The organism is Streptomyces sp. NPDC038200, assembly GCF_055600785.1.
In genome coordinates this window covers 133,706-159,419 of record NZ_JBVJYH010000013.1, presented here as the reverse complement: position 1 = coordinate 159,419, position 25,714 = coordinate 133,706, and the positions used below count along the sequence as shown (strand labels likewise).

At 74.0% G+C, this 25,714-nt stretch carries 18 protein-coding genes and 1 pseudogene; 13 read left to right on the top strand and 6 right to left on the bottom strand.

Annotated features, from left to right (window positions below; all coding sequences use genetic code 11):
• Window positions 1-168 precede the first annotated feature (168 nt).
• The 5 genes from ACZ7KF_RS25585 to ACZ7KF_RS25565 all read left to right on the top strand — a co-directional run bounded on the left by ACZ7KF_RS25585 (window position 169) and on the right by ACZ7KF_RS25565 (window position 10,889).
• Window positions 169-2,268 carry a serine/threonine-protein kinase gene (locus ACZ7KF_RS25585; RefSeq protein ID WP_471079394.1) on the top strand — a complete coding sequence of 700 codons (2,100 nt, stop codon included), beginning with the start codon at window positions 169-171 and terminating at the stop codon, window positions 2,266-2,268.
• A 163-nt stretch (window positions 2,269-2,431) separates the two neighbouring features.
• Window positions 2,432-5,158, top strand: coding sequence for a protein kinase (locus tag ACZ7KF_RS25580; RefSeq protein WP_471079391.1), 2,727 nt, complete (start codon window positions 2,432-2,434; stop codon window positions 5,156-5,158).
• A 162-nt stretch (window positions 5,159-5,320) separates the two neighbouring features.
• A complete protein-coding gene (locus tag ACZ7KF_RS25575; RefSeq protein WP_471079645.1) occupies window positions 5,321-7,066 on the top strand; it encodes a serine/threonine-protein kinase in 1,746 nt (581 codons plus the stop codon).
• 218 nt (window positions 7,067-7,284) lie between these two features.
• Entirely contained in the window at window positions 7,285-9,045 is a 1,761-nt protein-coding gene (locus ACZ7KF_RS25570) for a serine/threonine-protein kinase (RefSeq protein ID WP_471079388.1), read from the top strand.
• A gap of 53 nt (window positions 9,046-9,098) precedes the next feature.
• Window positions 9,099-10,889, top strand: coding sequence for a serine/threonine-protein kinase (locus tag ACZ7KF_RS25565; RefSeq protein ID WP_471079385.1), 1,791 nt, complete (start codon window positions 9,099-9,101; stop codon window positions 10,887-10,889).
• Window positions 10,890-10,971: 82 nt separating this feature from the next.
• Here ACZ7KF_RS25565 and ACZ7KF_RS25560 read toward each other — a convergent pair whose 3' ends face one another.
• Window positions 10,972-11,883 (bottom strand): AraC family transcriptional regulator, encoded by a 912-nt coding sequence (locus tag ACZ7KF_RS25560; protein ID WP_471079382.1) that lies wholly within the window; start codon window positions 11,881-11,883, stop codon window positions 10,972-10,974.
• A 119-nt stretch (window positions 11,884-12,002) separates the two neighbouring features.
• Between ACZ7KF_RS25560 and ACZ7KF_RS25555 the strand changes: the two genes are divergently transcribed.
• The 4 genes from ACZ7KF_RS25555 (at window position 12,003) to ACZ7KF_RS25540 (ending at window position 17,424) form a co-directional block, all read left to right on the top strand.
• Window positions 12,003-12,905, top strand: coding sequence for an MBL fold metallo-hydrolase (locus ACZ7KF_RS25555; protein WP_471079642.1), 903 nt, complete (start codon window positions 12,003-12,005; stop codon window positions 12,903-12,905).
• Between the two features lie 45 nt (window positions 12,906-12,950).
• On the top strand, window positions 12,951-13,835 hold the full coding sequence (locus ACZ7KF_RS25550) for a serine/threonine-protein kinase (protein ID WP_471079379.1): 885 nt from the start codon (window positions 12,951-12,953) through the stop codon (window positions 13,833-13,835).
• Window positions 13,836-13,962: 127 nt separating this feature from the next.
• Window positions 13,963-15,576 carry a succinic semialdehyde dehydrogenase gene (locus ACZ7KF_RS25545; protein ID WP_471079376.1) on the top strand — a complete coding sequence of 538 codons (1,614 nt, stop codon included), beginning with the start codon at window positions 13,963-13,965 and terminating at the stop codon, window positions 15,574-15,576.
• Window positions 15,577-15,618: 42 nt separating this feature from the next.
• Complete coding sequence (locus ACZ7KF_RS25540; RefSeq protein WP_471079373.1) at window positions 15,619-17,424, top strand: GMC family oxidoreductase N-terminal domain-containing protein; 1,806 nt, start codon at window positions 15,619-15,621, stop codon at window positions 17,422-17,424.
• Window positions 17,425-17,980: 556 nt separating this feature from the next.
• Here ACZ7KF_RS25540 and ACZ7KF_RS25535 read toward each other — a convergent pair.
• Window positions 17,981-18,310 (bottom strand): chorismate mutase, encoded by a 330-nt coding sequence (locus ACZ7KF_RS25535; RefSeq protein WP_471079371.1) that lies wholly within the window; start codon window positions 18,308-18,310, stop codon window positions 17,981-17,983.
• A gap of 285 nt (window positions 18,311-18,595) precedes the next feature.
• Here ACZ7KF_RS25535 and guaA point away from each other — a divergent pair, with 285 nt between their 5' ends.
• A complete protein-coding gene (guaA, locus tag ACZ7KF_RS25530) occupies window positions 18,596-20,176 on the top strand; it encodes a glutamine-hydrolyzing GMP synthase (RefSeq protein ID WP_471079368.1) in 1,581 nt (526 codons plus the stop codon).
• Between the two features lie 18 nt (window positions 20,177-20,194).
• Here guaA and ACZ7KF_RS25525 read toward each other — a convergent pair whose 3' ends face one another.
• Complete coding sequence (locus tag ACZ7KF_RS25525) at window positions 20,195-20,665, bottom strand: pyridoxamine 5'-phosphate oxidase family protein (RefSeq protein WP_471079366.1); 471 nt, start codon at window positions 20,663-20,665, stop codon at window positions 20,195-20,197.
• A 139-nt stretch (window positions 20,666-20,804) separates the two neighbouring features.
• On the opposite strand from ACZ7KF_RS25525, the gene ACZ7KF_RS25520 reads away from it, so the two are divergent.
• The gene (locus ACZ7KF_RS25520; protein WP_471079363.1) at window positions 20,805-21,599 is read left to right on the top strand and encodes a class II aldolase/adducin family protein; all 795 of its coding nucleotides are present in this window, start codon (window positions 20,805-20,807) and stop codon (window positions 21,597-21,599) included.
• 20 nt (window positions 21,600-21,619) lie between these two features.
• Here the strand turns inward: ACZ7KF_RS25520 and ACZ7KF_RS25515 are convergent.
• Window positions 21,620-21,802: pseudogene (locus ACZ7KF_RS25515) on the bottom strand (DUF4429 domain-containing protein); the annotation flags it as partial.
• 197 nt (window positions 21,803-21,999) lie between these two features.
• On the opposite strand from ACZ7KF_RS25515, the gene ACZ7KF_RS25510 reads away from it, so the two are divergent.
• Entirely contained in the window at window positions 22,000-23,280 is a 1,281-nt protein-coding gene (locus tag ACZ7KF_RS25510; protein WP_471079360.1) for a hypothetical protein, read from the top strand.
• Window positions 23,281-23,402: 122 nt separating this feature from the next.
• On the top strand, window positions 23,403-23,924 hold the full coding sequence (locus ACZ7KF_RS25505; RefSeq protein ID WP_471079357.1) for a DoxX family protein: 522 nt from the start codon (window positions 23,403-23,405) through the stop codon (window positions 23,922-23,924).
• Here the strand turns inward: ACZ7KF_RS25505 and ACZ7KF_RS25500 are convergent.
• Window positions 23,921-24,130 carry a hypothetical protein gene (locus ACZ7KF_RS25500; protein WP_471079354.1) on the bottom strand — a complete coding sequence of 70 codons (210 nt, stop codon included), beginning with the start codon at window positions 24,128-24,130 and terminating at the stop codon, window positions 23,921-23,923. The two genes, ACZ7KF_RS25505 and ACZ7KF_RS25500, sit on opposite strands and share 4 nt — an antisense overlap.
• A complete protein-coding gene (locus tag ACZ7KF_RS25495) occupies window positions 24,117-25,658 on the bottom strand; it encodes a PspC domain-containing protein (protein WP_471079351.1) in 1,542 nt (513 codons plus the stop codon). The genes ACZ7KF_RS25500 and ACZ7KF_RS25495 overlap by 14 nt, the downstream gene beginning before the upstream one ends.
• Between the last annotated feature and the right edge of the window lie 56 nt (window positions 25,659-25,714).

Sequence of the window (25,714 nt, the reverse complement as noted above, 5' to 3'; positions counted from 1 at the left end):
CGGTTCCTCCCTTCTTACGTCCCATCATCCCGGTAAGCGGAACGCCTGATTCAAGGGGGGTTCGAGGGCGGGAAGCGCGGGTCCCGGCCACGGGCACCCTGGGCGTCGGGCACTTGTCGGGTGAGAGACAATGGAGGCTCTGTCAGGGCGGGTTGTATGAGGGGACGCATGTCGGAGGCGGAGCGGGCGGGAGCATCTCGTCAGGAGACTCGTCAGGACAAGAGCGAGCGGCGTCTCCTCGCCGGGCGGTACCGGCTGGGAGACGTGCTGGGGCGCGGCGGTATGGGCACGGTCTGGCGCGCCGAGGACGAAACCCTGGGCCGGACGGTCGCCGTCAAGGAACTGCGGTTCCCGACGAACATCGACGAGGAGGAGAAGCGGCGCCTGATCACGCGCACCCTGCGCGAGGCCAAGGCGATCGCCCGGATCCGCAACAACAGCGCGGTGACGGTCTTCGACGTGGTCGACGAGGACGACCGGCCCTGGATCGTCATGGAGCTGGTGGAGGGCAAGTCCCTGGCCGAGGTCATCCGCGAGGACGGCCTGCTGAAGCCGAAGCGCGCCGCCGAGGTGGGCCTCGCCGTCCTCGACGTGCTGCGCTCCGCGCACCGGGAGGGCATCCTGCACCGCGACGTGAAGCCGTCCAACGTGCTCATCGCCGAGGACGGCCGGGTCGTGCTCACCGACTTCGGTATCGCCCAGGTCGAGGGCGACCCGTCCATCACCTCGACCGGCATGCTCGTCGGCGCCCCCTCCTACATCTCCCCGGAACGGGCCCGCGGCCACAAGCCGGGACCGGCGGCCGACCTCTGGTCGCTCGGCGGCCTGCTGTACGCGGCGGTCGAAGGCACCCCGCCCTACGACAAGGGCTCCGCGATCGCCACGCTCACCGCGGTGATGACCGAGCCCCTGGACGAGCCGAAGCACGCGGGGCCGCTGCGGGACGTCATCTACGGCCTGCTGACCAAGGACCCGGCCAAGCGGCTCGACGACGCCGGGGCCCGGACCATGCTCAACGCGGTGATCCACGCGCCCGAGCCGGAGCCGATGGACGCCACGCGGGTGGTCCCGCTGCCGGTGCAGCCCGGCGGCCCGGAGGGCCGGCGGGGCGAGGAGGCCGGGGAGAAGCTGCGCGGCGCGCTGCGTTCGGTGCGCAAGGCGGCCGGGGCGGCCTCGGCCGCGGCGACGGCACGGACGAAGAACGCGAGCGAGCCGGCCGCGCCGGGTACCGCCGGCGCGGCGGACGCCCGCGGCGCGGGCGGCGGCGTCGGAGACGGTGCCGGGGGCACGGTGTCCGGCGGGAGGCGGCCCGGTGCGGTCGGCGGGCCGGTCGCCGGATCCGCCGCGCGGCCCGGAGGCCCGGCCTCGGGTGCCACCGGCGCGCCGAACTCCGGTCCGAGCAGGCAGAGTTCCGGCTGGCCCGTGGTGCCGCCGCCGGATCTGGACCTGCCGCCGCGGCCGGTGCCCAGGGCACCGCTCACCGATGTGGTGCCCAAGCGCACCCTGGTGGTCATCGCCGTGGTGGTCGTGCTCGCGGTGCTCGGTACCGTGCTGGCCTTCGCCCTGAACGGCGACGGCGACGACGGCAAGAGCAGTGGGGCCAAGGGCGCCGCGAGCGCCCACGCTTCCACCGGGCAGGACAAGGACACGGGCGGTGACACCGGCACCGGGACCCGGAAGGACGACGCGAGTCCGGCGTCCACCGGCACCGACGCGGCGTCCGAGGCCCCGACGGACGCCGCGAGCGGGTCCGCCGACGGGTCCGCCGACGGCTCCGACGACTCCGACAAGTCCGGCTCCGACGACTCCTCCGGTTCCAAGGACGGCGGCGCCGCACCGGTGGTGACCACCCGCAAGGGCGGCCAGGGCTACTCGATCGGGCTGCCCGAGGGGTGGAAGTACCAGCGCAACGCAAGCGCCGGCGACCGCTACACCGGCCCGGAGGGGCAGAAGCTGCTCGTCGCCTGGACCAGCACGCCCAAGGGTGACCCGGTGGCGGACTGGCAGAACCAGGAGGGCTACATGGTGCGCTCCCAGTACCACAGGGTCCGCATCGAGAAGGTGGGCTACCGCGGCTGGAACACCGCCGACTGGGAGTTCACCTACGTCGAGGACGGCACGAAGTTCCGCACGATCGACCGGGGTTTCGTGGTGAACGGCCACCTCGGTTACGCGCTGATGTACACCGCGAAGGACGCCGGCTGGCACGGCGATCTGCGCGAGGACACCTGGAAGACGTTGACGAAGTCCTTCGAACCCAAGTCATAGCGGCCGTAAGCCGGTTTGCCGCATGAGAATCCGTCATCCTCTCAATGCGGGTTGCCTCCGGCACGTATCGTGAAGGGTCGCGGACCGTACGCAGCCGCATGTGTGTGCGAAGCGGGTCGTGAGGCGAACGGATGTGACCAACCGGGCGGCCGGGGGAGGCAAAGTGGACGACTACGCGGGTCGGGTGCTCGCCGACCGCTACCGCCTGCCCCTCCCGCCGTCCGACGAGTACGAACTCACCGAGACCCGCGCCTTCGACACCTACAGCGGGCAGGAGGTCCTCGTCCGGCAGGTGCCGTTGCCGGAGGTCGTCGAGGCCGAGGTGCTCGACGCGGAGGGGCTGCCCGAGGGTTTCACCGCCCGGGAACGTGTGTCCCGCCGGGCGCCGGAGGCCAGGACCGCCACCCGGCGGCCCGCCGATCCGGCGGTGCGGCGCGCCGTGGAGGCCGCGCAGGCGGCGGCCCGCATCCCCGACCATCCACGCCTGGACCAGGTTTTCGACGTGTTCGCCGAGGGCGGGTCGCTGTGGATCGTCAGCGAGTGGGTGGCCGCGCGCCCGCTGGCCGCCCTGCTCACCGAGAAGCCCCTGACGCCGTACCGGGCGGCCGAGGTCGCCTCCGATGTGCTGATGGCGCTCCGGGTGCTGCACGCGCACGGCTGGGTGCACCGCAACATCACGGTCCGCACGGTCCTGGTCTGCGAGGACGGCCGCGTGATGCTGACCGGCCTCGCGGCCGGCGCGGCGGAGGAGGCGTTGTGCGGGTACGACCCGGTGCCGACTCCCGAGGGTTTCGCGGACGACCCGGGCGGGCCGCCCGGCGCCGCGCCGGGCTCTGCCGGCGAGCGGCAGGGGCCGGCCCCCGGCACGGGCGGCGGCGGACCCCTGAGCCGGGATGCCGGCATCGGAGCCACGGAGGTGTCCGCCGGCACCGCGCCCGGCGGACCGGGCGTCGCTGACGTCGACCCCGAGGCCGCGCGGCGCGCCGCGATCCGGGCGCGGGCGGCCGGTGGACTGCCGCCGGGGGCGAACGGGGTGTCCGGTGCGGCCGGACCGGCGGCACAGCCGGCCCTGGAGACCGGCGCGGACATCCGGGCCGCCCGGGCCGGGGCCATCGCCGCGTATCGGGCCGGGTCCCGTGCCGCCGCCCGGGTCCACGAGGCCCAGCAGGGCGGACGCCCCGCCCTGCCCGGTGCCCGCCCGCCCGCCGAGGACGACACCGGCGCCGCCCGGACCGACGGCCCGGCACCCGCGCCGTACCCCGCGGAGGCGGGCACCGCGTCGCCGCCCGGCCGGATAGCCGACCCCTACGGAGTGCGCGGCGCCCCGTGGCACGGTGCCGCGCCACGCAGCGGCTCCGGCAGCACGCCCCCGGCCCTGGACGGCGGTCCGCAGCGGCCCGGCCTCCCCCCGGGGGATTCCCGTACCGGGCCCGCGTCCGTGCCGGGCCAGGGCTACGGCCCCGAGGGCCCGGGACAGGACCCGGAGCAGCAGTCGGGCCGACAGGTGCCGCCGGCGCCCGTGCCCGGCCGCCCGGGTGCCGTTCCGGGGCACTCCGCACCGGCCGCCGTCCCCGCCGTCCCCGCCGTCCCCGCACAGTCGGGCGGCGGGTGGGACGAGCCCGGTGCCGTGCGCCGCGGGCCCGGGACCGCGCTCGCGGCCGAGCGGGCGCGGCAGGTGCGGATGACCGTGGTGGGGCCGGTGACCGAGCGGTGGGCGCCGGAACAGGCCGGACCCGTGCACGAGAACTGGCAGCTGGCGGCGCCGATCGGCCCGGCCACCGACCTGTGGGCGCTGGGCGCGCTGCTGTTCCGGGCGGTGCAGGGGCACGCGCCGTACCCGGAGGAGTCGACGGCCGAGCTGGTGCAGCTGGTGTGCGCCGAGCCGCCCGCCTTCGCCGAGGAGTGCGGACCGCTGCGGCCGGTCGTGGAGTCGTTGCTGCGCCAGGACCCCACCGAGCGGCCGGAGGTCGAGGAGCTGAGCGGCTGGCTGCGCTCGCTGGTGCGGTCCGCTCCCGAGCCGGAGGCCGGCACCCATGTCGTCCCCGTGCCGCCCCCGGACCCGAGGCGGCTGCCGATCGTCCGGCGCCGCGGTGAGCTGGTGCGGCGGCGGCGCGCCCGGCTGCCCGCGACCCACCCGCACGGCCGGCACAAGCGGGGCCGGGAGGACGCCCGTTCGCCGCGCAGCCTCGGCCGGACCCTGCTCGTGCTCATCCTGCTCCTGCTGGCCGGCGGCATCGCCTACGCGATGCTCTTCATGCCGAAGGAGAAGGGCGACGGCGCGGCGGGCGGGGACCGCACCGGCAGCGCCGGGCGGACGAGCCCCGCGCCCACCCACACCCGGCAGCCCTCCGCCGGGCAGAGCGCGCCGGACGGCGACGCGGACGGCACCGCGTCCGCGCCCGCGACCGAGACCCAGACCGGCGGTGACCCCGCCGTCGCCGACGGGTTCACCCTGCGCAAGGACTCGGACGGCTTCCAGGTCGCCGTCGCCAAGGGCTGGGACCGCACCCCGAAGAACGGCAGCGGCCAGGTGGTCTACGCGCACGGGAACTTCGAGCTGATCGTCGTACCGGGGCGGGACGGCACGTCCGCCTACGGCAGCGATCCGATGGTGTACCAGCGGGACAAGGAGCGCGAACTCCAGCCGTACCGCGACTCCAGCTGGGCCACGGCCACCGGTCTGCGGACCACGCAGGTGGGCGGACGGACCATGGCCGAGGGGCAGTTCACCTGGACCGACGAGCAGGGGCGGGACCTGTTCGTGCGGAACATGGCGCTGCTGCTGAACGGCCGCTACCACATCGTCCAGGTGCGCGGCCCGGACGCCGAACGGGACGAGGTGACCCGGCTGTACGAGCAGGCTACCGCGACGTATCGCTACACCGGTTGAGCAGCGCGTGCACGGGGTGGGGCACCACCGGTCCGGTTCCCTTTCTCGCGTGGAAATGACCATCGTCACAGTGCGGTTTCCTTGGTACCCCGCTGGTTCCCTGTATGCGGACCGGTCCTTAGTCTGACCCTGTCAAGAGCATTGCGGGGCAACGTGAATCAGATGCAGGGCCTGCTCATAGCGGGCCGCTACCGGCTCGCCGATTCCATCGGCAGCGGCGGCATGGGCCGGGTGTGGCGCGCCCACGACGAGGTGCTGCACCGGAAGGTCGCCATCAAGGAGTTGACCGCCGCGCTCTACGTCTCGGACAGCGACCAGGCCGTCCTGCTCGCCCGCACCCGGGCCGAGGCACGGGCCGCCGCGCGCATCAACCACTCCGCCGTCGTCACCGTGCACGACGTCCTGGAGCACGACGGCCGCCCGTGGATCGTGATGGAGCTGGTCGAGGGCGAGTCGCTGGCCGACGCGGTCAAGGAACGCGGCCGCGTGGAGCCGACGGAGGCCGCACGGATCGGGCTGTGGGTGCTGCGGGCGCTGCGCGCCGCCCACTCCGCCGGTGTGCTGCACCGGGACGTCAAGCCCGGGAACGTACTGCTCGGCGCGGACCGCCGGGTGCTGCTCACCGACTTCGGCATCGCCCAGATCGAGGGCGACTCCACCATCACCCGCACCGGGGAGGTCGTCGGCTCGGTCGACTACCTGGCCCCCGAACGGGTGCGCGGCCACGATCCCGGCCCGGCCTCCGACCTGTGGGCGCTCGGCGCCACGCTGTACACGGCGGTCGAGGGACGCTCGCCGTTCCGGCGCACCTCGCCGCTGAGCACCATGCAGGCGATCGTCGAGGAGGGCGCGGACGAGCCGCACCAGGCCGGTCCGCTCGGTCCGGTCATCGCCGCGCTGCTGCACAAGGATCCGGCCCGGCGGCCGGGCGCCGAGCAGGCGGAGCAGATGCTCGCCGAGGCGGCGGAGGGCCGCCGTCCGCGCGCGGCACAGGCGTTCGTGCCGACCCAGAGCTCGGGGGTGCACACGGACGGCACCCCTGTCCCGCCCGGCCGCACCGGCGGGACTTCGGACACGGGCTACGGCACGCCGCCGTCGGGCGGGGCCCACGGGTCCGGCTCCCCGGCGGCCGGGTACGGGTCCGGGCCGGTCCCCGCCGGCCACGGCGGTGCGGGCCGTTCCGCGACCGGGCCGACGGCGGTGGGCCCCACGGCCGGTGCGCTCGCGACCGGACGGGCGGCGGCCGGCCGGCCCCGGCGCCGGCTGCGCACCCTCGCGCTGGTCGTCGCCCTCGCGGCCCTGCTGGGCGGCGGCGCGGCGGTGGCGATCCAGCAGTGGAGCGGTTGGCAGGAGAACTCCGGGTCCAGCGGCGGTACGAGCCCGGCTCCCGCGTCCGTCGGGAGCGCCACCCCCGGCACCGACGGTACGATCCCCGCCGGCTGGGAGACCCACGACGACCCGCTGGGCTTCCGTCTCTCCCTGCCCAAGGGCTGGAAGCGGAAGGTGTTCAGCATCGAAGGCGATCTCAAGCAGATCGACTACACGCCCGACGACGACAGGCACTTCGTCCGCATCTCCATCGACAGTTCGCCGGACTACGCCGCCCCGCTCTCCCACCAGGAGGACCTGGAGCAGCAGCTCCACCGGCTGGCCGACTATCAGCGCGTCACCATGAAGGAGAACATCTACCGCGACCGCAAGGGCGCGCTGTGGGAGTACACCTGGACCGCGCTGCAGAAGGACTCGCCGAACGGCGCCGGGCCCCGCCGGGCGACCGAGGAGACGTACTTCTCGCGCGAGGGCACCGAGTACGCGATCTACATGTCCTCGCCCGCCGAGGACTGGCCGACGGCCGCCAAGCAGTTCCAGTGGGTGCTGCGGAGCTGGCAGGAGCCGGACGCGGGCTGACCCGGTCGGTCAACCGGTCCGGACGCGGGCGGAGTCGGTCGGCAACTCGTCCGGAAGCGGGGCGGAGTCGGCCGGTCAACCGGTCCGGACGGGGGCCGAGTCGATCGGCCAACCGGTGCCGAGGACGGCCGAGTCGGCCGAAAATGGCTGGCTGCGCGGGGTGTCTTGGCCGAGCGGCGCCCCGGAGGGCGGGGGCCCCGTGCGGCATGATGGGGCGCATGGGGACCGAGGGAGCCGGCTTCCGGCTGATCGCGGGCCGTTACCGCCTGGAGGAACGCATCGGGCGCGGCGGCATGGGCGTCGTGTGGCGGGCGAGCGACCAGGTGCTGGGCCGTCAGGTGGCGGTCAAGGAACTCCTGCCGGACGACTCGCTCCCGGACGAGGACACCCGGCGCCGCCGTGACCGGACGTTCCGTGAGGCCCGCGCGGTCTGCCAGCTGCGGCACCCGCACATCATCGTCGTGCACGACGTGGTGGAGCAGGACGAACGGCCGTACCTCGTGATGGAGTTGATCGACGGCGGTTCGCTCGCCGACCGGGTCGCCCGGCACGGTCCGGTCGACGCCGCCGAGGCCGCGCGGGTCGGCATCGCCCTGCTGAGCGCGCTGCGCACCGCGCACGAGGCGGGGGTCCTGCACCGGGACATCAAACCGGCGAACGTGCTGATCGAGTCCGGCACCGACCGGGTCGTCCTCACCGACTTCGGTATCGCGCAGGTCGCCGGCGCCACCACGCTCACCGAGACCGGTTCCTTCGTCGGCTCGCCCGAGTACACCGCGCCGGAGCGGATGTCCGGGGTGCGCACCGGGCCGGAGTCCGACCTGTGGTCGCTGGGGGCGCTGCTGTGCACGGTCCTCAGCGGCGAGTCGCCGTTCCGGCGCGACTCGCTCGGCGGCATCCTGCACGCCGTCGTCGCCGACGAGATCCGCCCGCCGGCCGAGGCCGATCCCCTGTTGCCCGTCGTCCGGGGCCTGCTGGAGCGCGACCCCGACCGGCGGCTGGGCGCGGCGGACGCCGAGCGGATGCTCCGTGCCTACCTGGAGACCGGCCGCACCCCGGACGCGCCGGGCGGCCCGAGCACCGCGGGAGGGCACGGCGGCGGGCTCATCCACCGCATCGGCGGGAGCCGCGCGGCGAAGCCCCCGGCGCCCTACACACCGACCCAGCGGGACCTGCCCCACGGCGGACCGGCGGTGTCCGCTCCGGCCGGGACGCCGGCCGATCCGTCCCCGGCCCGGTCGTCGCCGCGCGGGGTGCTGGTGGCGGCGCTGCTCGTCGCCGCGCTGGCCGGGGCCGGTGTGTCGGCCGCGGCGCTGCTGTGGCACCACGACGGTGACGGGGGCGGCGGCACTCCCGGCGGCACGGCGACGACCCCGGCGTCGACCCCGGCGACCCGAACCGGCACGGGCTCCACGGGTACGACGACGGGCACGGGCCTCACGACGGGTACGACACCGTCCCCGACCGCGAGCGGAACCGGGCCGACGGTCACGCCCGGCGCGTCCCGTCCGGGGGGCGCCGGCTCGCACACCGCGCCCTCCGGATATCGCACGGCCCGGGACCCGGCCGGCTTCTCCCTCGCCGTGCCGGAGGACTTCGTCCGCGACCCCCAGGGCGAGCGGGTCTTCTACCTCTCGCCCGGCCGGACCTACCGCCTGGGCGTCAAGGTCGGCGCACCGCAACCGGGCGGCCCCCGGGGCATGCTGGACCGGTCGGCCGCCGACGGCCCCTCCACCAATCCCGGCTACCACGACGGCCGGGTCACCACGGCCACGCACCACGGGCACCCCGCCGCGCTCTGGGAGTTCACCTGGAACGGCTTCAGCGCCGCGGAGGGCCCCCGCCACACCTACGACCTGTGCTGGGAGGAGGGCGGGCTGCTGTACGACGTCTGGGTGTCGGCGCCGGTGGGGAAGGTGCGGGAGGCCCGGGAGTACTTCGACGTGGCCGTCGACACGTTCTCGGTCACGGGTGTGTGACCGGTTCGCCTTCCCTGTGGCTGCGGACGCCGGGGGCGCGATAGAGATGACGCATGAGCAGTGACGGGGGAGTCGGCCACGGGGTCGACGACACGACGAGTTTTGTTCTGCAACCGCCGAGACCACGACCGGGCCCGGGCGGCGTGGCCCCCGCGGTGCCGGGCCCGGCCGCCCCGGCCGCGGAGCACGCCCCGGCCGCGGACTCGGCACCTTCCGCCGCAGAGCACGCCCCGGCCGCGGACCCGGCGCCTTCCGCCGCGGAGCACGCCCCGGCCGCTCCGACCGCGGACCCGGTGCCGTCCGCAGGGGAGCCGGGGACCGGGCGGCTCGTCGCGGGCCGCTATCGGCTGCTCGGGAAGCTGGGTCACGGCGGCATGGGCACGGTGTGGCGGGCCAAGGACGAGACGGTGGACCGTGAGGTAGCCGTGAAGGAACCCCGGGTACCGGACCACCTTCCCGAGCGCGAACAGGCCAACGCCTTCGAACGGATGCGCCGCGAGGCCCGTGCGGCGGCCCGGCTGGACCACCCCGCGGTGGTGAACGTGCACGACGTCGCGGTCGTCGACGGCCGGCCGTGGATCGTGATGGAGCTGGTGCACGGCCGCACCCTCGGCAGCGCGCTGCAGGACGGCACCCTGGACGCGCGGGAGGCGGCCCGGATCGGTCTCCAGGTCCTCGGCGCGCTGGAGGCGGCGCACGCGGCGGGCGTGCTGCACCGGGACGTCAAGCCCGACAACATCCTGCTGGGCCGGCACGACCGGGTCGTCCTCACGGACTTCGGCATCGCCTCGATCGAGGGCGACACGCGGCTCACGGACACCGGCGGCTTCGTCGGCTCGCCCGAGTTCATCGCGCCGGAGCGGGTGCTGGGGCAGCGGCCCGGCCCGGCGAGCGACCTGTGGTCGCTGGGCGTGGTGCTGTACTCGGCCACGGAGGGCGTGTCGCCCTTCCGCCGCAGCAACACGCCAGCCACCCTCCAGTCCGTCCTCCACGCCACCCCGGCCCCGCCCGCGTCCGCCTCCGGCCCGCTGGCCGAGGCCATCGACGGGCTGCTGCACAAGGACCCCGCGCACCGCCCCACGGCGGACCGGGTCCGCGCCCTGCTCCGGGAAGCGGCGAGCCCCCCGGCGCCCCCGGCCCCCGCCTCCCCGGCCCCGGCGAGCACGCCCCTCACGGGCCCCTCGCCGTCCGGGACCGCCCCGGCCGCCCCGACCGTCTCCCGCTCGCGCCGCCGGGGCCGTATCGCCTGGCTCGCGGCCGGCGCGGCGGCGGTCGCGACGGCCGTCACCGCGTACCTCGTGCTCGCGGACTCCTCCGCGGGCCCTCTGCCCGACGGCTGGGCGAAGCGGCCGGAGAGCGGACTGGGCGTCACCCTGGCCGTCCCCGCGAGTTACCAGGTCACCCGGCCGGAGAAGGACGACAGCGACAGGAACTGGGTGACGTACACGGACTGGAGCGGCGGCGTCTGGATCCGGCTGCACCTGGACCGCCGGGCGGAGGACTCCCTGGACCGGATCAAGTCCAGTGCGCGGGCCCAGATGTACGACGCCAACGAGCAGTTCAAGAGCCAGGGCGACTACGACCTGGACATGGGCAAGGCCACGAGGACCGTCCCGGACACGGACGCCACGTACCACGGCCGGCAGGCCGCCGGGAACACGGTCACGTATCCCTCCGACGACTCGGACGGCCGCCCGCGCGAACTCCGGATCTTCTACTACCGCACCAAGTCCGGGGACATGTACGAACTGGCCGTCGGCTATCCGGGCAAGGGCGACTTCACCGCCCGCGGCCGGGAGGTGGCGAAGACGGCGATCGCCGGCCTGGACATCACGAAGCCCTGAGCCGTGCGGTCCCGGACCCACGCGGCCCCGGACCTCGCGAGGCCCCGAGCCGTGTGGTCCCGGACCCACGCGGCCCCGGACGTCATGACACCCCGCGGTCGCGGTACCTGCCCGGTGTGGTGCCGAACTCCCGGCTGAAGGCGTGCGAGAGGGCGTACGGGCTGCCGTACCCCGTCTCCCGCGCCACCGTCGCGAGCGACGCGTCCGTCTCGCGCAGCCGTGTCGCCGCCAGGGTCAGCCGCCACCAGGTGAGGTACGCCATCGGCGGCCGGCCGACCAGCGTGGTGAAGCGGCGGGCCAGGGTGGCCCGGGAGACGCCCGCCTCGGCGGCCAGCCGGCCGGCCGTCCAGGGGGCCGCCGGATCGGAGTGCAGGGCACGCAGCGCGGCCGTCGTCACCGGGTCGTTCAGCACCGCCGGCCAGGCCCCCGTCTCCGCCTCGGCCATCCAGGCCCGGATCAGGTAGACGAAGAGCAGGTCCAGCAGGCTCGGCAGGGCGAGGCAGCCGCCGGGGCGGCGCTCCTCCAGCTCACGCGCCAGCAGGTCGACGCCCGCCCGCAGCTCCGGGTGGCCGCCGATCCGGTGGGGCAGATGCACCACCTGCGGCAGCTCCGCCATCAGCGGATGCGTACGGCTGCGGTCCAGCCGGTACTTGCCGCACAGCAACTCCACCTCGGGCCCGGGCCCCGGACGCCGTACGTCCGTGTCCCGCACCTCGTCGAAGGGGACCGCCCGCCGCACCTCCGCCGCCCCCGCCGCCGCGTGCGCCAGCACGTGCCCGGCGCCGTGCGGAAGCAGCACCACGTCCCCCGGCCCCAGGGGCACGGGCTGGCCGTCCCCGTCCGGCAGGAGCAGGCAGGTGCCGCTCAGGACGACATGGAAGCCCGCGCCCTCGTAGGGCGCCAGGCGGACGCACCAGGTTCCGCCCACCCGCAGCCGGCTGGAGGAGGGGCTCCCCGCCCGGACGGCGGCGATCGCATCGCTGACCACATCCATGAGACGACAGCGTATCCGTTTGCGCCAATCAGGCATTGGGACGCTCACGCCGGAAACCTAGAGTCCTTCATATGACAGACGGCATGACAGGCATGACAGGTATGACAGGCATGACAGGTATGACAGAGGACCGCGTACAGCGTTTCCTGATCGGTGACGTCGAGGTGCTGCGCATCATCGAGTGGCGGGGGCCGCACGTGCCCGTCGCCGACCTGGTGCCCGAGTGCGGGCCGGAGGTGTGGGCCGCGCACGAGGCGCAGCTCGTCCCCGACCACCGGGAAGCCGGCGGGGACCGGGCCGTGGTGGCGCTCCAGACCTGGGTGCTGCGCAGCGGCGGACGGACCGTGCTGGTCGACACCGGCGTCGGCAACGGCCGGGAGCGGCCCGGCAGCCCCTTCTTCCACCGGCGGCAGGGGGACTTCCCGGACCGGCTGGAGCGGGCGGGTGTCCGGCCCGAGGACGTCGACGTCGTGGTCAACACCCATCTGCACGCCGACCACGTCGGCTGGAACACCCGGGACGCAGACGGCGAGTGGGTGCCCTCCTTCCCACGGGCCCGCTACCTCCTCCCGGCCGCCGACGACCACCACTTCGGCCCGGCCGGCGGCTACGCGGGCGGCGCACGGCCCATGGACCGGCTGGTCTACGAGGACAGCGTCGCCCCCGTGCACCGCGCCGGACAGGCGCGGTTGTGGCAGGACACGCACCGGATCGACGAGCACCTCGTGCTGGAGGCCGCCCCCGGGCACACCCCGGGCTCCTCCGTCCTGCGCGTCGAGTCCCGGGGGGAACGCGCGGTGTTCGTCGGCGACCTGCTGCACAGCCCGGTGCAGATCCTGCGGCCCGAGTGCAGCAGCTGCTTCTGCCTCGACCCGCGGCAGGCCGCCCGGACGCGGCAGCGCGTCCTGGAACGGGCGGCCGAGGAGCGGGCGTTGGTGGTGCCGGCGCACTTCGGCGGGGCCGGTGCGGTGGAGGTGCGCGAGGCCGGGTCCGGGTTCAGCCTGCACCGGTGGGCCGCCTGACCGCCCGCTTCGACAACGGCGTGGTGCGCACGGTACTCATGTGACATGACTGAAGACGGCGAACACCCGCCCGACGCACGTCTGATCGGCGGCCGTTACCGGCTGGCCGGACGCCTCGGGGCCGGGCCGGCCGGGACCGTGTGGCGTGCCCGGGACGAGCAGGCGAAGGCACTGGTCGCCGTCAAGGAGCCGCTGCTGCCCGGCGATCCGGCCGCCGACGAGGAGAGCCGGCGGATCGCGCACCGGCTGCACCACGAGGCCCGGGCCGCCACCCGGGTGCGGCACCCCTCGGCCGTGACGGTGTACGACGTCGTCACCGAGGACGGGATCCCCTGGATCGTCATGGAGCTGGTGGCGGGCGAGTCGCTGCGCGAGGTGCTGCGGCGCGGGCCGCTGCCGGCCGCCGAGGCCGCGCGCATCGGGCTCGCCGTCCTCGGCGCGCTGCGCGCCGCCCACGCCGTCGGCATCGTGCACCGGGACGTCAAACCGGCCAACGTCCTGCTGGAGTCCGGCACCGGACGGGTCGTCCTCACCGACTTCGGCATCGGCGACGGACACCCGGACGACGCGCCCGCCGGTTTCGTCGCGCCCGAGCGGGCGGCGGGACCCGGCGCCGGTCCGGCCTCCGACCTGTGGTCCCTGGGCGCGCTGCTGCGCGCCGCCCTGGGGGACACGGACCCGGGCCCGCTGGCCCCGCTGCTGGACCGGCTGCAGGCCGACGAGCCGGCGGCCCGGCCGCACGCGGAGGAGGTCGACGCCGTGCTCCGCGACCACCTGGGCCTCGCTCCCGTGCCCGAGCCGCCGCCCGAGCCGGCGCCGGAACCCCGCCCGCTGCCCGCCGGCCGCACCCCGGTCCCGCCCCCCGCACCCCGCCGCACCCCCCTGACCGCCTTGGGTCTGCTGCTCACGAGAAAACCCGAGGCCGACTGATCGTCACCCCGTCAACGCCCTGATCAGCGCATTTGCTGCCAGTGATCACTGGCAGTGTGTGAGCGTGCCGTGAAACCGCGTTACCGACGGGTACACAAAGCCTGCGCTCCGGCATACCCTGCGCGTCATGACGGACACGCAGGCCCCGGACATCGCCGGTACCAACCCGCTCGCGCCCGCCCCCCAAGGCGCCCGCACCGCCGCCGACGTGGTCACCCCGGAGTTGGTGGCCCAGCTCACCAAGGGCGTCGTCGGCTCCGGTCGCACCGCCAACCACACCCCGTTCACCGGCGAGAAGCTGGCCGACCTGCCCGAGTCCACCCCGGAGGACGTCGACCGGGCCTTCGAAGCGGCCCGCACCGCCCAGGCCGTGTGGGCGAAGACCCCGGTACGGCAGCGGGCCGCCGTCCTGCTCCGCTTCCACGACCTGCTGCTGGAGCGGCAGGGCGAGGTCCTCGACCTGATCCAGCTGGAGACCGGCAAGGCCCGCCTGCACGCGCACGAGGAGGTGCAGGCCGTCGCCGTCGCCGCCCGCCACTACGGCCGCCGGGCCGCGGCGTACCTGAAGCCCAAGCGGCACATGGGCGCCATGCCGACCCTGACGAAGGTCACCGAACTCCGCCACCCGCGCGGGGTGGTGGGCCAGATCGCCCCCTGGAACTACCCGCTGGAGCTGTCCGTCGGCGACGCCCTGCCCGCCTTCGTCGCGGGCAACGCCGTGGTGATGAAGCCGGACACGGAGACCTGCCTCACCGCGCTGTGGGCACGTGACCTGCTCGTCGAGGCCGGGCTGCCCGAGGGCGTCTTCCAGGTCGTTCTCGGCGAGGGCCCGGTCGTCGGCCCGGAACTGGTCAAGCGCGCCGACTACGTCTCCTTCACGGGCTCCACCCGCACCGGCCGCGAGGTCGCCGCCGGCGCCGCCTCCCGCCTGGTCGGCGTCTCCCTGGAACTCGGCGGCAAGAACGCCATGCTGGTGCTGGAGGACGCCGACATCGAGAAGGCCGCCGCCGGTGCCGTCCGCGCCTGCTTCTCCTCGGCGGGCCAGCTGTGCATCTCCATCGAGCGGCTGTTCGTCCACGAGTCCGTCGCCGACGCCTTCCTGGAGCGGTTCGCCGCCCGCACCCGGGCCATGCGGCTCGGCAACTCCCTCGCCTACGGCGCCGACATGGGCTCGCTGGTCGGCGAACGCCAGCTGGAGACCGTCGAGCGGCATGTCCGGGAAGCCGTCGCCAAGGGCGCGAAGGTGATCACGGGCGGCGTGGCCCGCCCCGACATCGGCCCCTACTTCTTCGAGCCCACCGTCCTGGACGGCGTCGACACCTCCATGGCCGTCTGCGAGGAGGAGACCTTCGGCCCGGTCGTCTCCGTCTACCGCTTCACGAGCGACGACGAGGCCGTCGAGCGCGCCAACGCCACCCCGTACGGCCTGAACGCCTCCGTGTGGACGACGGACGCCCGCCGCGGCCGGGACGTCGCCGCCCGTCTGCGCACCGGCACGGTCAACGTCAACGAGGGCTACGCACCCGCCTACGGCAGCGTCCAGTCGCCGATGGGCGGCATGAAGGACTCCGGCCTCGGCCGCCGCCACGGCTCCGAGGGCATCCTCAAGTACACCGAGGCCCAGACGGTGGCCCAGCAGCGCCTGCTGCCGATGGCGCCGTCGCTGGGGATGGACGACGAGAAGTACGCCCGGTTCATGAGCACGAGTCTCCGGGTCATGAAGGCATTCCGGTTCCGTTAGGGACACCCGTTCGCAAACACCCGTTCTCGACGAGGAGAGCACGTGTCGCAGGAGAAGTCTGTCCAGACCCGGGACGAGGACGGGTACGACTACGACGTCATCGTGGTCGGATCGGGGTTCGGCGGCTCGGTCACGGCCCTGCGCCTGACCGAGAAGGGGTACAGGGTGGGCGTCCTGGAAGCGGGCCGCCGCTTCACCCGCGCCACCCTCCCGAAGAATTCCTGGGACCTGAAGAACTACCTCTGGGCCCCGAAGCTCGGCATGTACGGCATCCAGCGGATCCACCTGCTGGGCAACGTCATGGTGCTGGCCGGAGCGGGTGTCGGCGGTGGCTCGCTGAACTACGCCAACACCCTCTACGTACCGCCGAAGGCGTTCTTCGACGACCCCCAGTGGCGGCACATCACCGACTGGCAGGAGGAGCTGAAGCCGTACTACGACCAGGCCCAGCGCATGCTCGGCGTCCGGCTCAACCCCACCATGACCCCCTCCGACGTCCACCTGAAGGCGGCGGCCCAGCGGATGGGGGTCGGGGACACCTTCCACCTCGCGCCGGTCGGCGTGTACTTCGGCGACGGCAAGGACGCGGACGGCAAGGCGAAGGCCCGGCCCGGAGAGCGGGTGAACGACCCGTACTTCGGCGGGGCCGGGCCCGACCGGAGGGCCTGCACCGAGTGCGGCGAGTGCATGACCGGCTGCCGGCACGGCGCGAAGAACACCCTCAACGAAAACTACCTGTACCTCGCCGAGAAGGCGGGCGCCGTCGTCCACCCCATGACGACGGTCGTGTCCGTCACGGACGACTCGCGGGGCGGTCATGCGGTGGCGACCCTGCCGACGGACCGCAGGAAGAAGGGCGCGGGCCGGATCTTCACCGCCCGCAAGGTGGTCCTCGCGGCCGGCACCTACGGCACCCAGACCCTGCTGCACCGCATGAAGGCGGGTGGCCAGCTGCCGTACCTGTCGCCGCGGCTCGGCGAACTGACCCGCACCAACTCCGAGGCACTGGTCGGCGCGCAGACCGACGACCGCCGCTACCGCAGGGCCACCGGCACACCGCGGGCCGACTTCACGCGGGGCGTCGCCATCACGTCCTCGATCCACCCCGACGAGAACACCCACGTCGAGCCGGTCCGCTACGGCAAGGGCTCCAACTCGATGGGCGGCCTGTCGATCCTCCAGGTGCCGTACACGGAGGGCTCCTCGCGGGTGCTCGCCTGGCTGACGAACGCGGCCCGGCACCCGCTGCTGGTCGCCCGGTCCCTGTCCAACCGGCGCTGGTCGGAGCGGACCATCATCGGCCTGGTCATGCAGTCCCTGGACAACTCGCTGACCACCTCCCTGAAGAGCGGCGGCGTCGGCAAGGGGCTGCTCACCGCCCGGCAGGGGCACGGGGCGCCCAACCCCAAGCAGATCAGGGCCGCGACCGAGGCCGCCTCCGCGCTCGCCGCCGAGATCAACGGCTTCGCCGGCAGCAACGTCGGCGAGCTGATGGGCACCCCGCTCACCGCGCACTTCCTCGGCGGCTGCCCCATCGGGGACTCCGCGGAGACGGGCGTGATCGACCCGTACCACCGGCTCCACGGCCACCCCGGCATCTCGGTCGTGGACGGCGCGGCGGTCTCGGCGAACCTGGGGGTGAACCCCTCGCTGACGATCACCGCGCAGGCCGAACGGGCGATGTCGTTCTGGCCGAACAAGGGCGAGGAGGACCCGCGGCCGGCGCCGGGAGCGGCGTACGAACGGCTGAAGCCGGTGGAGCCGCAGGCCCCGGTGGTCCCGGCGGACGCGTTCGGCGCGCTGCGGCTGCCGTTCCTGGGGATGCCGGCGGTGCCGCCGAAGAAGTGACCGTGAGCGGTGGGGAGGAAGTGGAGGGACCTGCATCCCCCTCCGAAGGCAGGTCCCTCACACCGTTTCTTGATCCGGCAGGTTTGATCAGCGAAAAGTGTGAAGGGTTGCTCCGGATCCGCGGGGTTTTCCTGTGACCTGAGTCACATGGCTCCGCTCCGGGTACGGGCATGACGAAGGGCCCCGCGGGGCGGAGAGGCCGCGGGGCCCTTCGTACGGTCAGCACCGGCTCAGGGCGGCGCCGGTGCCTGGGAGCGGCGCCGGGGGGGAGTGCGCCGCTGTTCATGTGCCCTGTGACCTGCATGCAGTTTTCCGCCGGCCGGCCCCGGGCGTCCCCGGAGCCGGCCGTTCTCATGGGTGACCGGGCTGCTGTCCCCTGCCGTCCGGTCACTTTCCGGAGCGAGGTCCCACGGCGTACGGCACGACCCGTACGCCTCATCGCTCCGGCGAGCCACGCGTGGTTCTGTCGGGCCCGCCCCTGGCTGACACGGACACCCCCTCAACGAAGCGGTGCGCGGGCCGGTCACGCGCCGTACGGGTGAGACCGGGACCGAACTCAGATGCGACCCCGGCACAGCTCCAGCAGGGTCATCGCGAGGGCGGTGCCGGGCTTGCCGAGGGCGTCCCGGTAGCGGCCGAGGATCTCCATCTCGCGGGAGAGGTGCACCCGCCGCCCGCCGGAGGCGATCCGGGTCTGCTGGACGACGGCGGAGACGGCCATCCGCTCCTGGATGAGGCCGATGATCCGGTCGTCGAGCGCGTCGATGCGCTCCCGGGCGCCGGCGATGGTCGCCTCGGGGTCGGAGACCGGCGCGGGAGTGGTGGCCGGCGCGGGCGTGGCGACCACCTGCGGGGCGGCGGTCGTCTCCGGGGTGGTGGTGGTCATGTCGGGCTCCTCGGTCGGTGCGGCGGAGGCCCCTGGAACGCAGAACCCGGAACAACGACAGGCGCCCCGGGCCTTGTCGGCCCGGGGCGCCTGGGAAGTCGCTTGGCGTCAGCTCAAGCAGCACGACCATGGCAGCCGGCGGGCCGGATGCCATAGGTAAAGACGAAGGTCGAGTGCTTGCGCATACCGCCAGTATGCCACGGCGCCCTACGGGGGAGGGCCTTCCCGCCCACCCCCGTTAGACTCGGTAGCACAGACCCCCGCCCGACCACCAGAAGGCACCCCGTGTCATCAGCGACTCCCACTGCCGCCACCACCGACACCGTCCTGGTCGTCGACTTCGGCGCGCAGTACGCCCAGCTCATCGCCCGTCGCGTCCGCGAGGCGCGGGTCTACAGCGAGATCGTGCCGAGCACCATGCCGGTCCAGGAGATGCTCGCCAAGAACCCCGCGGCGATCATCCTCTCCGGAGGCCCCTCGTCGGTGTACGAGGAGGGTGCCCCCCGCCTCGACCGCGAGCTCTTCGAGTCCGGCGTCCCCGTCTTCGGCATGTGCTACGGCTTCCAGCTGATGGCGCAGGTCCTCGGCGGCACCGTCGACAACACCGGCGCGCGCGAGTACGGCCGTACCGACCTCCACGTCTCCAGGAACTCCTCCACCCTGTTCGAGGGCACCCCGGGCGAGCAGCAGGTGTGGATGTCGCACGGCGACGCCTGCTCCGCCGCCCCCGAGGGCTTCACGGTCACCGCGTCCACGGACGTCGTCCCGGTCGCCGCGTTCGAGAACGACGAGAAGAAGCTCTACGGCGTCCAGTACCACCCCGAGGTCATGCACTCCACGCACGGCCAGCAGGTGCTGGAGCACTTCCTGTACCGCGGTGCCGGCCTCGAGCCGAACTGGACCACCGGCAACGTGATCGAGGAGCAGGTCGAGGCCATCCGCGAGCTGGTCGGCGACAAGCGCGCGATCTGCGGCCTGTCCGGCGGCGTGGACTCCGCCGTCGCCGCCGCCCTCGTCCAGAAGGCCATCGGCTCCCAGCTGACCTGCGTGTACGTCGACCACGGCCTGATGCGCAAGGGCGAGACCGAGCAGGTCGAGAAGGACTTCGTCGCGGCCACCGGCGTGCAGCTGAAGGTCGTCGACGCCGAGGAGCGCTTCCTCGACGCCCTCAAGGGCGTCTCGGACCCCGAGGAGAAGCGCAAGATCATCGGCCGGGAGTTCATCCGCGTCTTCGAGCAGGCGCAGGCCGAGATCATCGCCGACGAGGGCCCGGCCGTGGAGTTCCTGGTCCAGGGCACCCTGTACCCGGACGTGGTCGAGTCCGGCGGCGGCACCGGCACCGCGAACATCAAGTCGCACCACAACGTCGGCGGCCTGCCCGAGGACCTCGAGTTCAAGCTGATCGAGCCGCTGCGCAAGCTGTTCAAGGACGAGGTCCGCATGGTCGGCCAGGAGCTGGGCCTGCCGGAGGAGATCGTCCAGCGCCAGCCGTTCCCCGGCCCGGGCCTCGGCATCCGGATCGTCGGCGAGGTGACCAAGGAGCGGCTCGACCTGCTGCGCGACGCCGACGCCATCGCCCGCGAGGAGCTGACCGCGGCCGGCCTGGACCGCGACATCTGGCAGTGCCCGGTGGTCCTGCTCGCCGACGTCCGCAGCGTGGGCGTCCAGGGCGACGGCCGCACCTACGGCCACCCGATCGTCCTGCGCCCGGTCTCCTCCGAGGACGCCATGACCGCGGACTGGTCCCGGCTGCCGTACGACGTCCTCGCCCGCATCTCGACCCGGATCACCAACGAGGTCCGGGACGTCAACCGGGTCGTCCTCGACGTGACCTCGAAGCCGCCGGGCACCATCGAGTGGGAGTAGTCCTCCCGCGGCTGAAGGTCACGTCCGCCTGAGAGTGCGCACCGGCTCTCCGGACTTCCAGACCTGGGCGACCAGATACGTGTCGTCCTCGACGTAGGTCCGTACGACCTCCGTCAGCTCGGTGCGGAAGAGGTGGAACGGCTGCGGCGGTTCCACCTCTTTCACGTACGCGGCCTTGGCCGCGCCCTCCTCGACCTCGAACGCCCGCCCGCCGACCCGCACGTCCCCGACGCCGCTCGTCTCCGTCCCGTCGCCGGGGTTGGCCTGGAGGGTGAAACGCGGGTCCCGGCGCAGGTCGAGGGCCTTGAGCGAGCCCGGCATCATGCCGAGCCACAGCTCCCCGCCCAGGATCCGGACCTCCAGGCCCGAGGTGCGGGGCGAACCGTCCCCGCGGAGGGTCGCGAGGACGTGATGCCGGTACGCGCCGAAGCGCTCTTCGGCGATCCTCGCCAGTTCGGGTGCGGCGGTGCTGAAGGATGCCCAGTTCATGCGCGCCAGTCTCACCGGGAATCCCGACATCCTCTGTCGGGTATCCGCTGCGTACGGCATCTTTACAAACCGGCTCTGCCCTTTTGCGCCCCCCGGCGGTACCTTCCGGCCCGTACGCCATGCAAGTACGGGAGGATCTATGCACGGGCCCACCCCGCCCCTGCCGCTGCCCACGGGCCAGCTGCGGTTCGCCATGCCGCCGATGCACGACTCGGCCGAGGACGAACGCCGGCACCGCAAGGAACGGCTCGCGGGCGCCCTGCGGATCTTCGGGCGCGCCGGCTTCGAGGACGGGGTGTCCGGGCACATCACGGCCCGGGACCCGGAGTTCACCGACTGCTTCTGGGTCAACCCCTTCGGGATGCCCTTCAAGCACGTCACCGTCGGCGATCTGGTCCTCGTCAACCAGGACGGTCAGGTCGTCGAGGGCCGCTACCACGTCAACCAGGCCGCCTTCACCGTGCACGCCCAGGTGCACGCGGCCCGCCCCGACGTCGTCGCCGTCGCCCACTGCCACTCGGTGCACGGCCGCGCCCTCGCCGCCCTCGGCGACCTCATCGACCCCATCACCCAGGAGAGCTGCGCCTTCTACGAGGACCTCGCCCTCTACGACACCTACACCGGTGTCACCGTGGACGCCGAGGAGGGCCGCCGGATCGCCGCCGCCCTGGGCTCCCGCAAGGCACTCGTGCTGCGCAACCACGGACTGCTCACCGTCGGCGACTCGGTGGACGCGGCGGCCTGGTGGTTCCTCTCCCTGGACCGGTCCTGCCAGGTGCAGCTGCTGGCCAAGGCCGCGGGCCGGCCCGTGCTCATCGACCACAAGGCGGCCGTCGCCACCCGCGAACAGCTCGGCGGCGACCTGGTGGGCTGGATCAACTACCAGCCGCTGTGGCAGGACATCAGCCGCAGCGAACCGGACCTGCTCAGCTGAGACCACCGCCGCACCCGCCCCCGCCCCCGCATCCTTAGCCGTCCGCGCCGGCGCTCCGGCTCGTGGCCGACACCCGAGACCGCCTCCAGCGGTACGGCGATCTCCCCGTACGTCTGCCGGAACAACGGCACGCAGCGATGCAGCCCGGGAGTGATCCGGATCGTGCTGCCGTCGAAGGCCCGGGTCCCGTACCGCTGGATGATCTCGGCCCTACGGAGACCCTCGCGGCCGGGTCAACACGGCGGCCCCGGCTTCACCCGCGGTGACCCGGCCCAGCCGCCCCGGACGGCCCGCGGTAGGGCACAATTCGCTGTCAACACCGGGGAGTTGTCCGGACGTCGTGCCCACCACGGGCGCCGGCGGCCGACTCGGCAGGTCGTGGGGAAGGCGGGCGTCGGACGTGGCGGTGCAGGAGGCGAGAGGGGACACGGGTGCCGAAGGCGTCCACGAGGGCGGCTGCACCTGCGGGGACTGTCCGCACGGCGCCCGGCAGGGGCACCGGCGGGCCGTCGCCGCGTTCCTGCGTCGGCGCGACGAGTTCGCCGCCGGCCGGGGACTGCCGACGGCCGTGGCGCACTCGGCCTCGGCGTCCCGCCAGTGGGTCTCCGAGGAACTGACCCAGCGGGCCGAGGCCGTCGCCGAACAGGGCCGCGCCGAGGGCACGGTCCGGCTCGCCCGGCTGTGGCTGCGGACGGTGTGCGCGGTGTGGGGCGCGGTGATCGCACTGCTGCTCGCCGAGTCGCTCACCGCGATCGGCGCGGGCTGGACCGGCGCCCGCACCGCTGCCCTGCTCGCCGCGCTCGCCGTCGCCGGTGCGCTGACCGCCGCCTGCTTCTTCCACCGGGCGCGCGGCGGTGCGCTCGCGCCGGTGATCGGCGAGGACAACCGCATCTCCACCTCCCGTACCGTCGCCGCCTGCTGGGTGCTGTTCGTCGGTTACGCCGTCCTGCTGCTGGCCGCCCGCCTGGCCGCCGCCTCCGGCCACGCCGAACGCGACGCGTTGATCTCCGGTCTCGATCTGGCGCGCGGCGCGGGCGTGGTGACCGTCCTCGCCGTGGTGTGCGGCATCGCCGTCCTGGTCCGCCGGGTGGTGGGCGTGCGCATCCTCGGCCAGCGGCTGCAGAAGGTGCCGGCCCACCGCCCGCGCGCCGCCGACCTGCTCACCGACGACTCCGGCCGGGGCGCCTTCGCCGACATCCAGTACGTCGCCGTCAGCGCCGTGGCCCTGCTGTTCGCCGCCGTACGGCTGGCCCGCCGTCCCGATCAGCTGCCCGACCTGCCCTGGGGTCTCGGCGTGATCGTGCTGATCTCGGCCGCGACCTACCTGGCCGGCAAGTACGCCGAGGGCGGCCGACCGGTGATCCTCTCCGTGGTCCGCGCCCGCGAGCCCGGCGACCTGGACGGCCCGGTCCGCACCGGTGACGACATCGAGATCCGCGGCTCCGGCTTCGTCCCGCCCGGTGCCCAGAGCGCCGACCGGCTCTCCCGGATGGTGGTCCGCATCGGCGCGGTCGACGTCCACGTCCCCCTGGTCCCCGTCGCGGGCGGCTTCCGCAACCCCACGGACACCGCCCTGACCGTGCCCGTCCCCGCGGACGTGGAGCCCGGCGCGGTGGACGTCCAGGTGGTGACCGCGGCCGGCGTCGCGACCAACCGCTACCCCCTCCAGGTGACGGAATGAGCGCCGGGAGGGGCCGCTCGGACGCCCGATATCCGGAAAATCGTCCGGGACAGGATTGAACTGCCTCCCTTCGTCATACGTATCGTCACGTGAGGACGGCGGGCGAGAGGCGGCTGGCAGCGATGACCCACGGCATGCGGACGGACATCTCCGCCCGGCTGGAAGGGCCCCGCGGCTGGCGGGACACAGCCGCCCACTACGCCCTGCTGCCACTGCGCGTCTTCCTGGGCGTCACCTTCATCTACGCGGGCCTGAACAAGCTCACCGACGGCACGTTCCTGAAGTCCGGCGGCGCCGGCTCGATCGGCGACACCATGCGCGCGGCCCGGGACTCCGCCGCCGTCCCCGCCCTGATCGACCTCGCCCTGAAGAACCCGGTCGGCTTCGGCTGCGCCATCTCCCTCGGGGAACTGGCCGTCGGCATCGGCACCCTGCTCGGTCTGTTCGGCCGGCTGGCCGCACTCGGCGGCGCGCTGATCTCGCTCAGCCTCTGGCTGACGGTGAGCTGGGCGACCACCCCCTACTACTACGGCAACGACCTGGCCTATCTGATGGCCTGGCTCCCCCTGATCCTCGCCGGTGCGCCCTACCTCTCGCTGGACGCGGCCTGGCGGGCCCGGCGCCGCTCCCGCGGCCTGCGCTAACCGCCCTCGCCGCCGCCCCGTCCGCGTATCCCCCGGGCGAGGGTGGCCGTGACGCCGGCCAGGCACAGGCCGCCCACGACCAGCGGCACGACCGCGAACCACGGGGTGTCCCACAGACCGCCCGCGTCCCCCGCGTAGACCGCGCCCGTGGCGGTGAGGAAGAGCCCGGCGACCAGCTTCCCGGGCTGGAACTCATGACGCAGCACGGCTGACCTCCACCTGTCCCACTCCCACGCCGAGCGTGAGGTCCAGCGTGCCCGACTTCGCGGCACCCTCGGCCGGTGTCAGCGTCACGTCCTTGTGCCTGCCGGGCTGCACGTCCACGTCCTTTCGGCTGTCCCCGGGCAACCGGATGTCGCCCACTCCCACATCGATGCTCATCTTCACCGTCGCGCGCGCCGGCACGATCACTTTCAGCTTTCCGGCGCCCACCCGGGCGTCCGTGGCGACCGTCCGGCCCGCGCCGGGGTGCACCCGCGTCAGGTCGAGGGTGCCCCGCCCGGTGCCGAGGTCGTATGCCGATCGCAGCTGGGCCGCCGCGGCAGGCTTCCACGACGTCTCCCGCCACTGGGTGGTGATGTCCTTGGGCAGAGCCGCCGCCCCGGCGAGCAGAGCCGCCGTGACCAGTGCCAGGAACACCGTCCCGGCCCCGGTCCGGCCCAGGAACGCGCTGAGCGCGAGGCCCAGCCCGAACACCGCGAGGGCGCACGCCAGGCCGGTCTGCAGGCTGGTGCCCAGTGGGTGCGTGTCCCAGCTGAGGCCGGTGCCCAGGCCGCCCGCCAGCAGGGCCAGCAGGAACACCCAGCCGCCGATCCAGCGGGGGCCGCGCGGTCTCGGGGGCGCGGTGCGCGGCGGATGTATCGCCCCGGGATGCGTCCAGGGGTCGGGGATGCCGACGTCCAGGACCGAGGTGAGGTCCCGCCGGCGGGCGTCGCCGGGCCCCCACAGATAGCCGGTGCCGCCGACATGGGTGCCGTCCTTGACGATCGGGTCCCGCCACCAGGAGGGGTAGGTGGTGACGACCGGCGGCGCCTGGGCCTCCGGCGGGGCGTCGGCGGCGGCCTGCGCGGCCAGGGGATCGGGGTCGGGGGCGCCCCGGCGTCGCGACCAGTACCCCGCGCCCGCGAGCAGCAGCGAGAGCACCGTGGCGAACGCCAGCACCCCGCCGTTTCTCAGCATGGTCAGGAAAATCCCGCAGCCCACCAGCGCGAACAGCACGGCTGCCAGTGCCTGGCCGTCGACCCGGCCCGTGAAGAGCTTGCGGAGCTCGTTCTCGTCCTCGTCCTCGTACGGCACCAGGAGCCAGACGAAGCCGTAGAAGATGAGGCCCAGGCCGCCGGTCGCGGCCAGCACGGCCAGCGTGATCCGGAAGATCACCGGGTCCATGTCGGTCTGCCGCCCCAGTCCCGCGCACACGCCCGCGATCATCTTGTGCCGGCGGTCGCGCCGGAACCGGCCGGGGACCTCGGCGTCCTCCTGCTGGTCCGGCTCGTCCGCGGGGGACCGGGCGCCGCCGCGTGAGCGGGAGCCGGCGTGGGGGGCGGTGCCTCCGGCGTTCCCGCCCTCGCCGGCACCGGTGTCGGGGCCGGTGCCGCCGTCGGCGCGGAGACCGGCCCCGGCCGCTCCCGTCTCTCCCGTCGCGGCGGGCGCGGCATCCGTCGGCCCGGTGCCCGGGACCGGGCGCGGGCCGGGGCCGGGTCCCGGACCCGTCGCGGCGTGCTCGTGATCGGTCATGCGTCCATGGTGACGGCCCGGCCGGCGCGGCGGCAGTCGGGACGACCCTGGGCCAA

Excerpts from the sequence above, each read along its gene's own strand:
- ACZ7KF_RS25585 (WP_471079394.1), top strand. The coding sequence starts at position 169 with ATGTCGGAGGCGGAGCGGGCGGGAGCATCTCGTCAGGAGACTCGTCAG.
- ACZ7KF_RS25575 (WP_471079645.1), top strand. The coding sequence starts at position 5,321 with ATGCAGGGCCTGCTCATAGCGGGCCGCTACCGGCTCGCCGATTCCATC.
- ACZ7KF_RS25570 (WP_471079388.1), top strand. The coding sequence starts at position 7,285 with ATGGGGACCGAGGGAGCCGGCTTCCGGCTGATCGCGGGCCGTTACCGC.
- ACZ7KF_RS25565 (WP_471079385.1), top strand. The coding sequence starts at position 9,099 with ATGAGCAGTGACGGGGGAGTCGGCCACGGGGTCGACGACACGACGAGT.
- ACZ7KF_RS25560 (WP_471079382.1), bottom strand. The coding sequence starts at position 11,883 with ATGGATGTGGTCAGCGATGCGATCGCCGCCGTCCGGGCGGGGAGCCCC.
- ACZ7KF_RS25555 (WP_471079642.1), top strand. The coding sequence starts at position 12,003 with ATGACAGAGGACCGCGTACAGCGTTTCCTGATCGGTGACGTCGAGGTG.
- ACZ7KF_RS25550 (WP_471079379.1), top strand. The coding sequence starts at position 12,951 with ATGACTGAAGACGGCGAACACCCGCCCGACGCACGTCTGATCGGCGGC.
- ACZ7KF_RS25545 (WP_471079376.1), top strand. The coding sequence starts at position 13,963 with ATGACGGACACGCAGGCCCCGGACATCGCCGGTACCAACCCGCTCGCG.
- ACZ7KF_RS25535 (WP_471079371.1), bottom strand. The coding sequence starts at position 18,310 with ATGACCACCACCACCCCGGAGACGACCGCCGCCCCGCAGGTGGTCGCC.
- ACZ7KF_RS25525 (WP_471079366.1), bottom strand. The coding sequence starts at position 20,665 with ATGAACTGGGCATCCTTCAGCACCGCCGCACCCGAACTGGCGAGGATC.
- ACZ7KF_RS25520 (WP_471079363.1), top strand. The coding sequence starts at position 20,805 with ATGCACGGGCCCACCCCGCCCCTGCCGCTGCCCACGGGCCAGCTGCGG.
- ACZ7KF_RS25505 (WP_471079357.1), top strand. The coding sequence starts at position 23,403 with ATGACCCACGGCATGCGGACGGACATCTCCGCCCGGCTGGAAGGGCCC.
- ACZ7KF_RS25495 (WP_471079351.1), bottom strand. The coding sequence starts at position 25,658 with ATGACCGATCACGAGCACGCCGCGACGGGTCCGGGACCCGGCCCCGGC.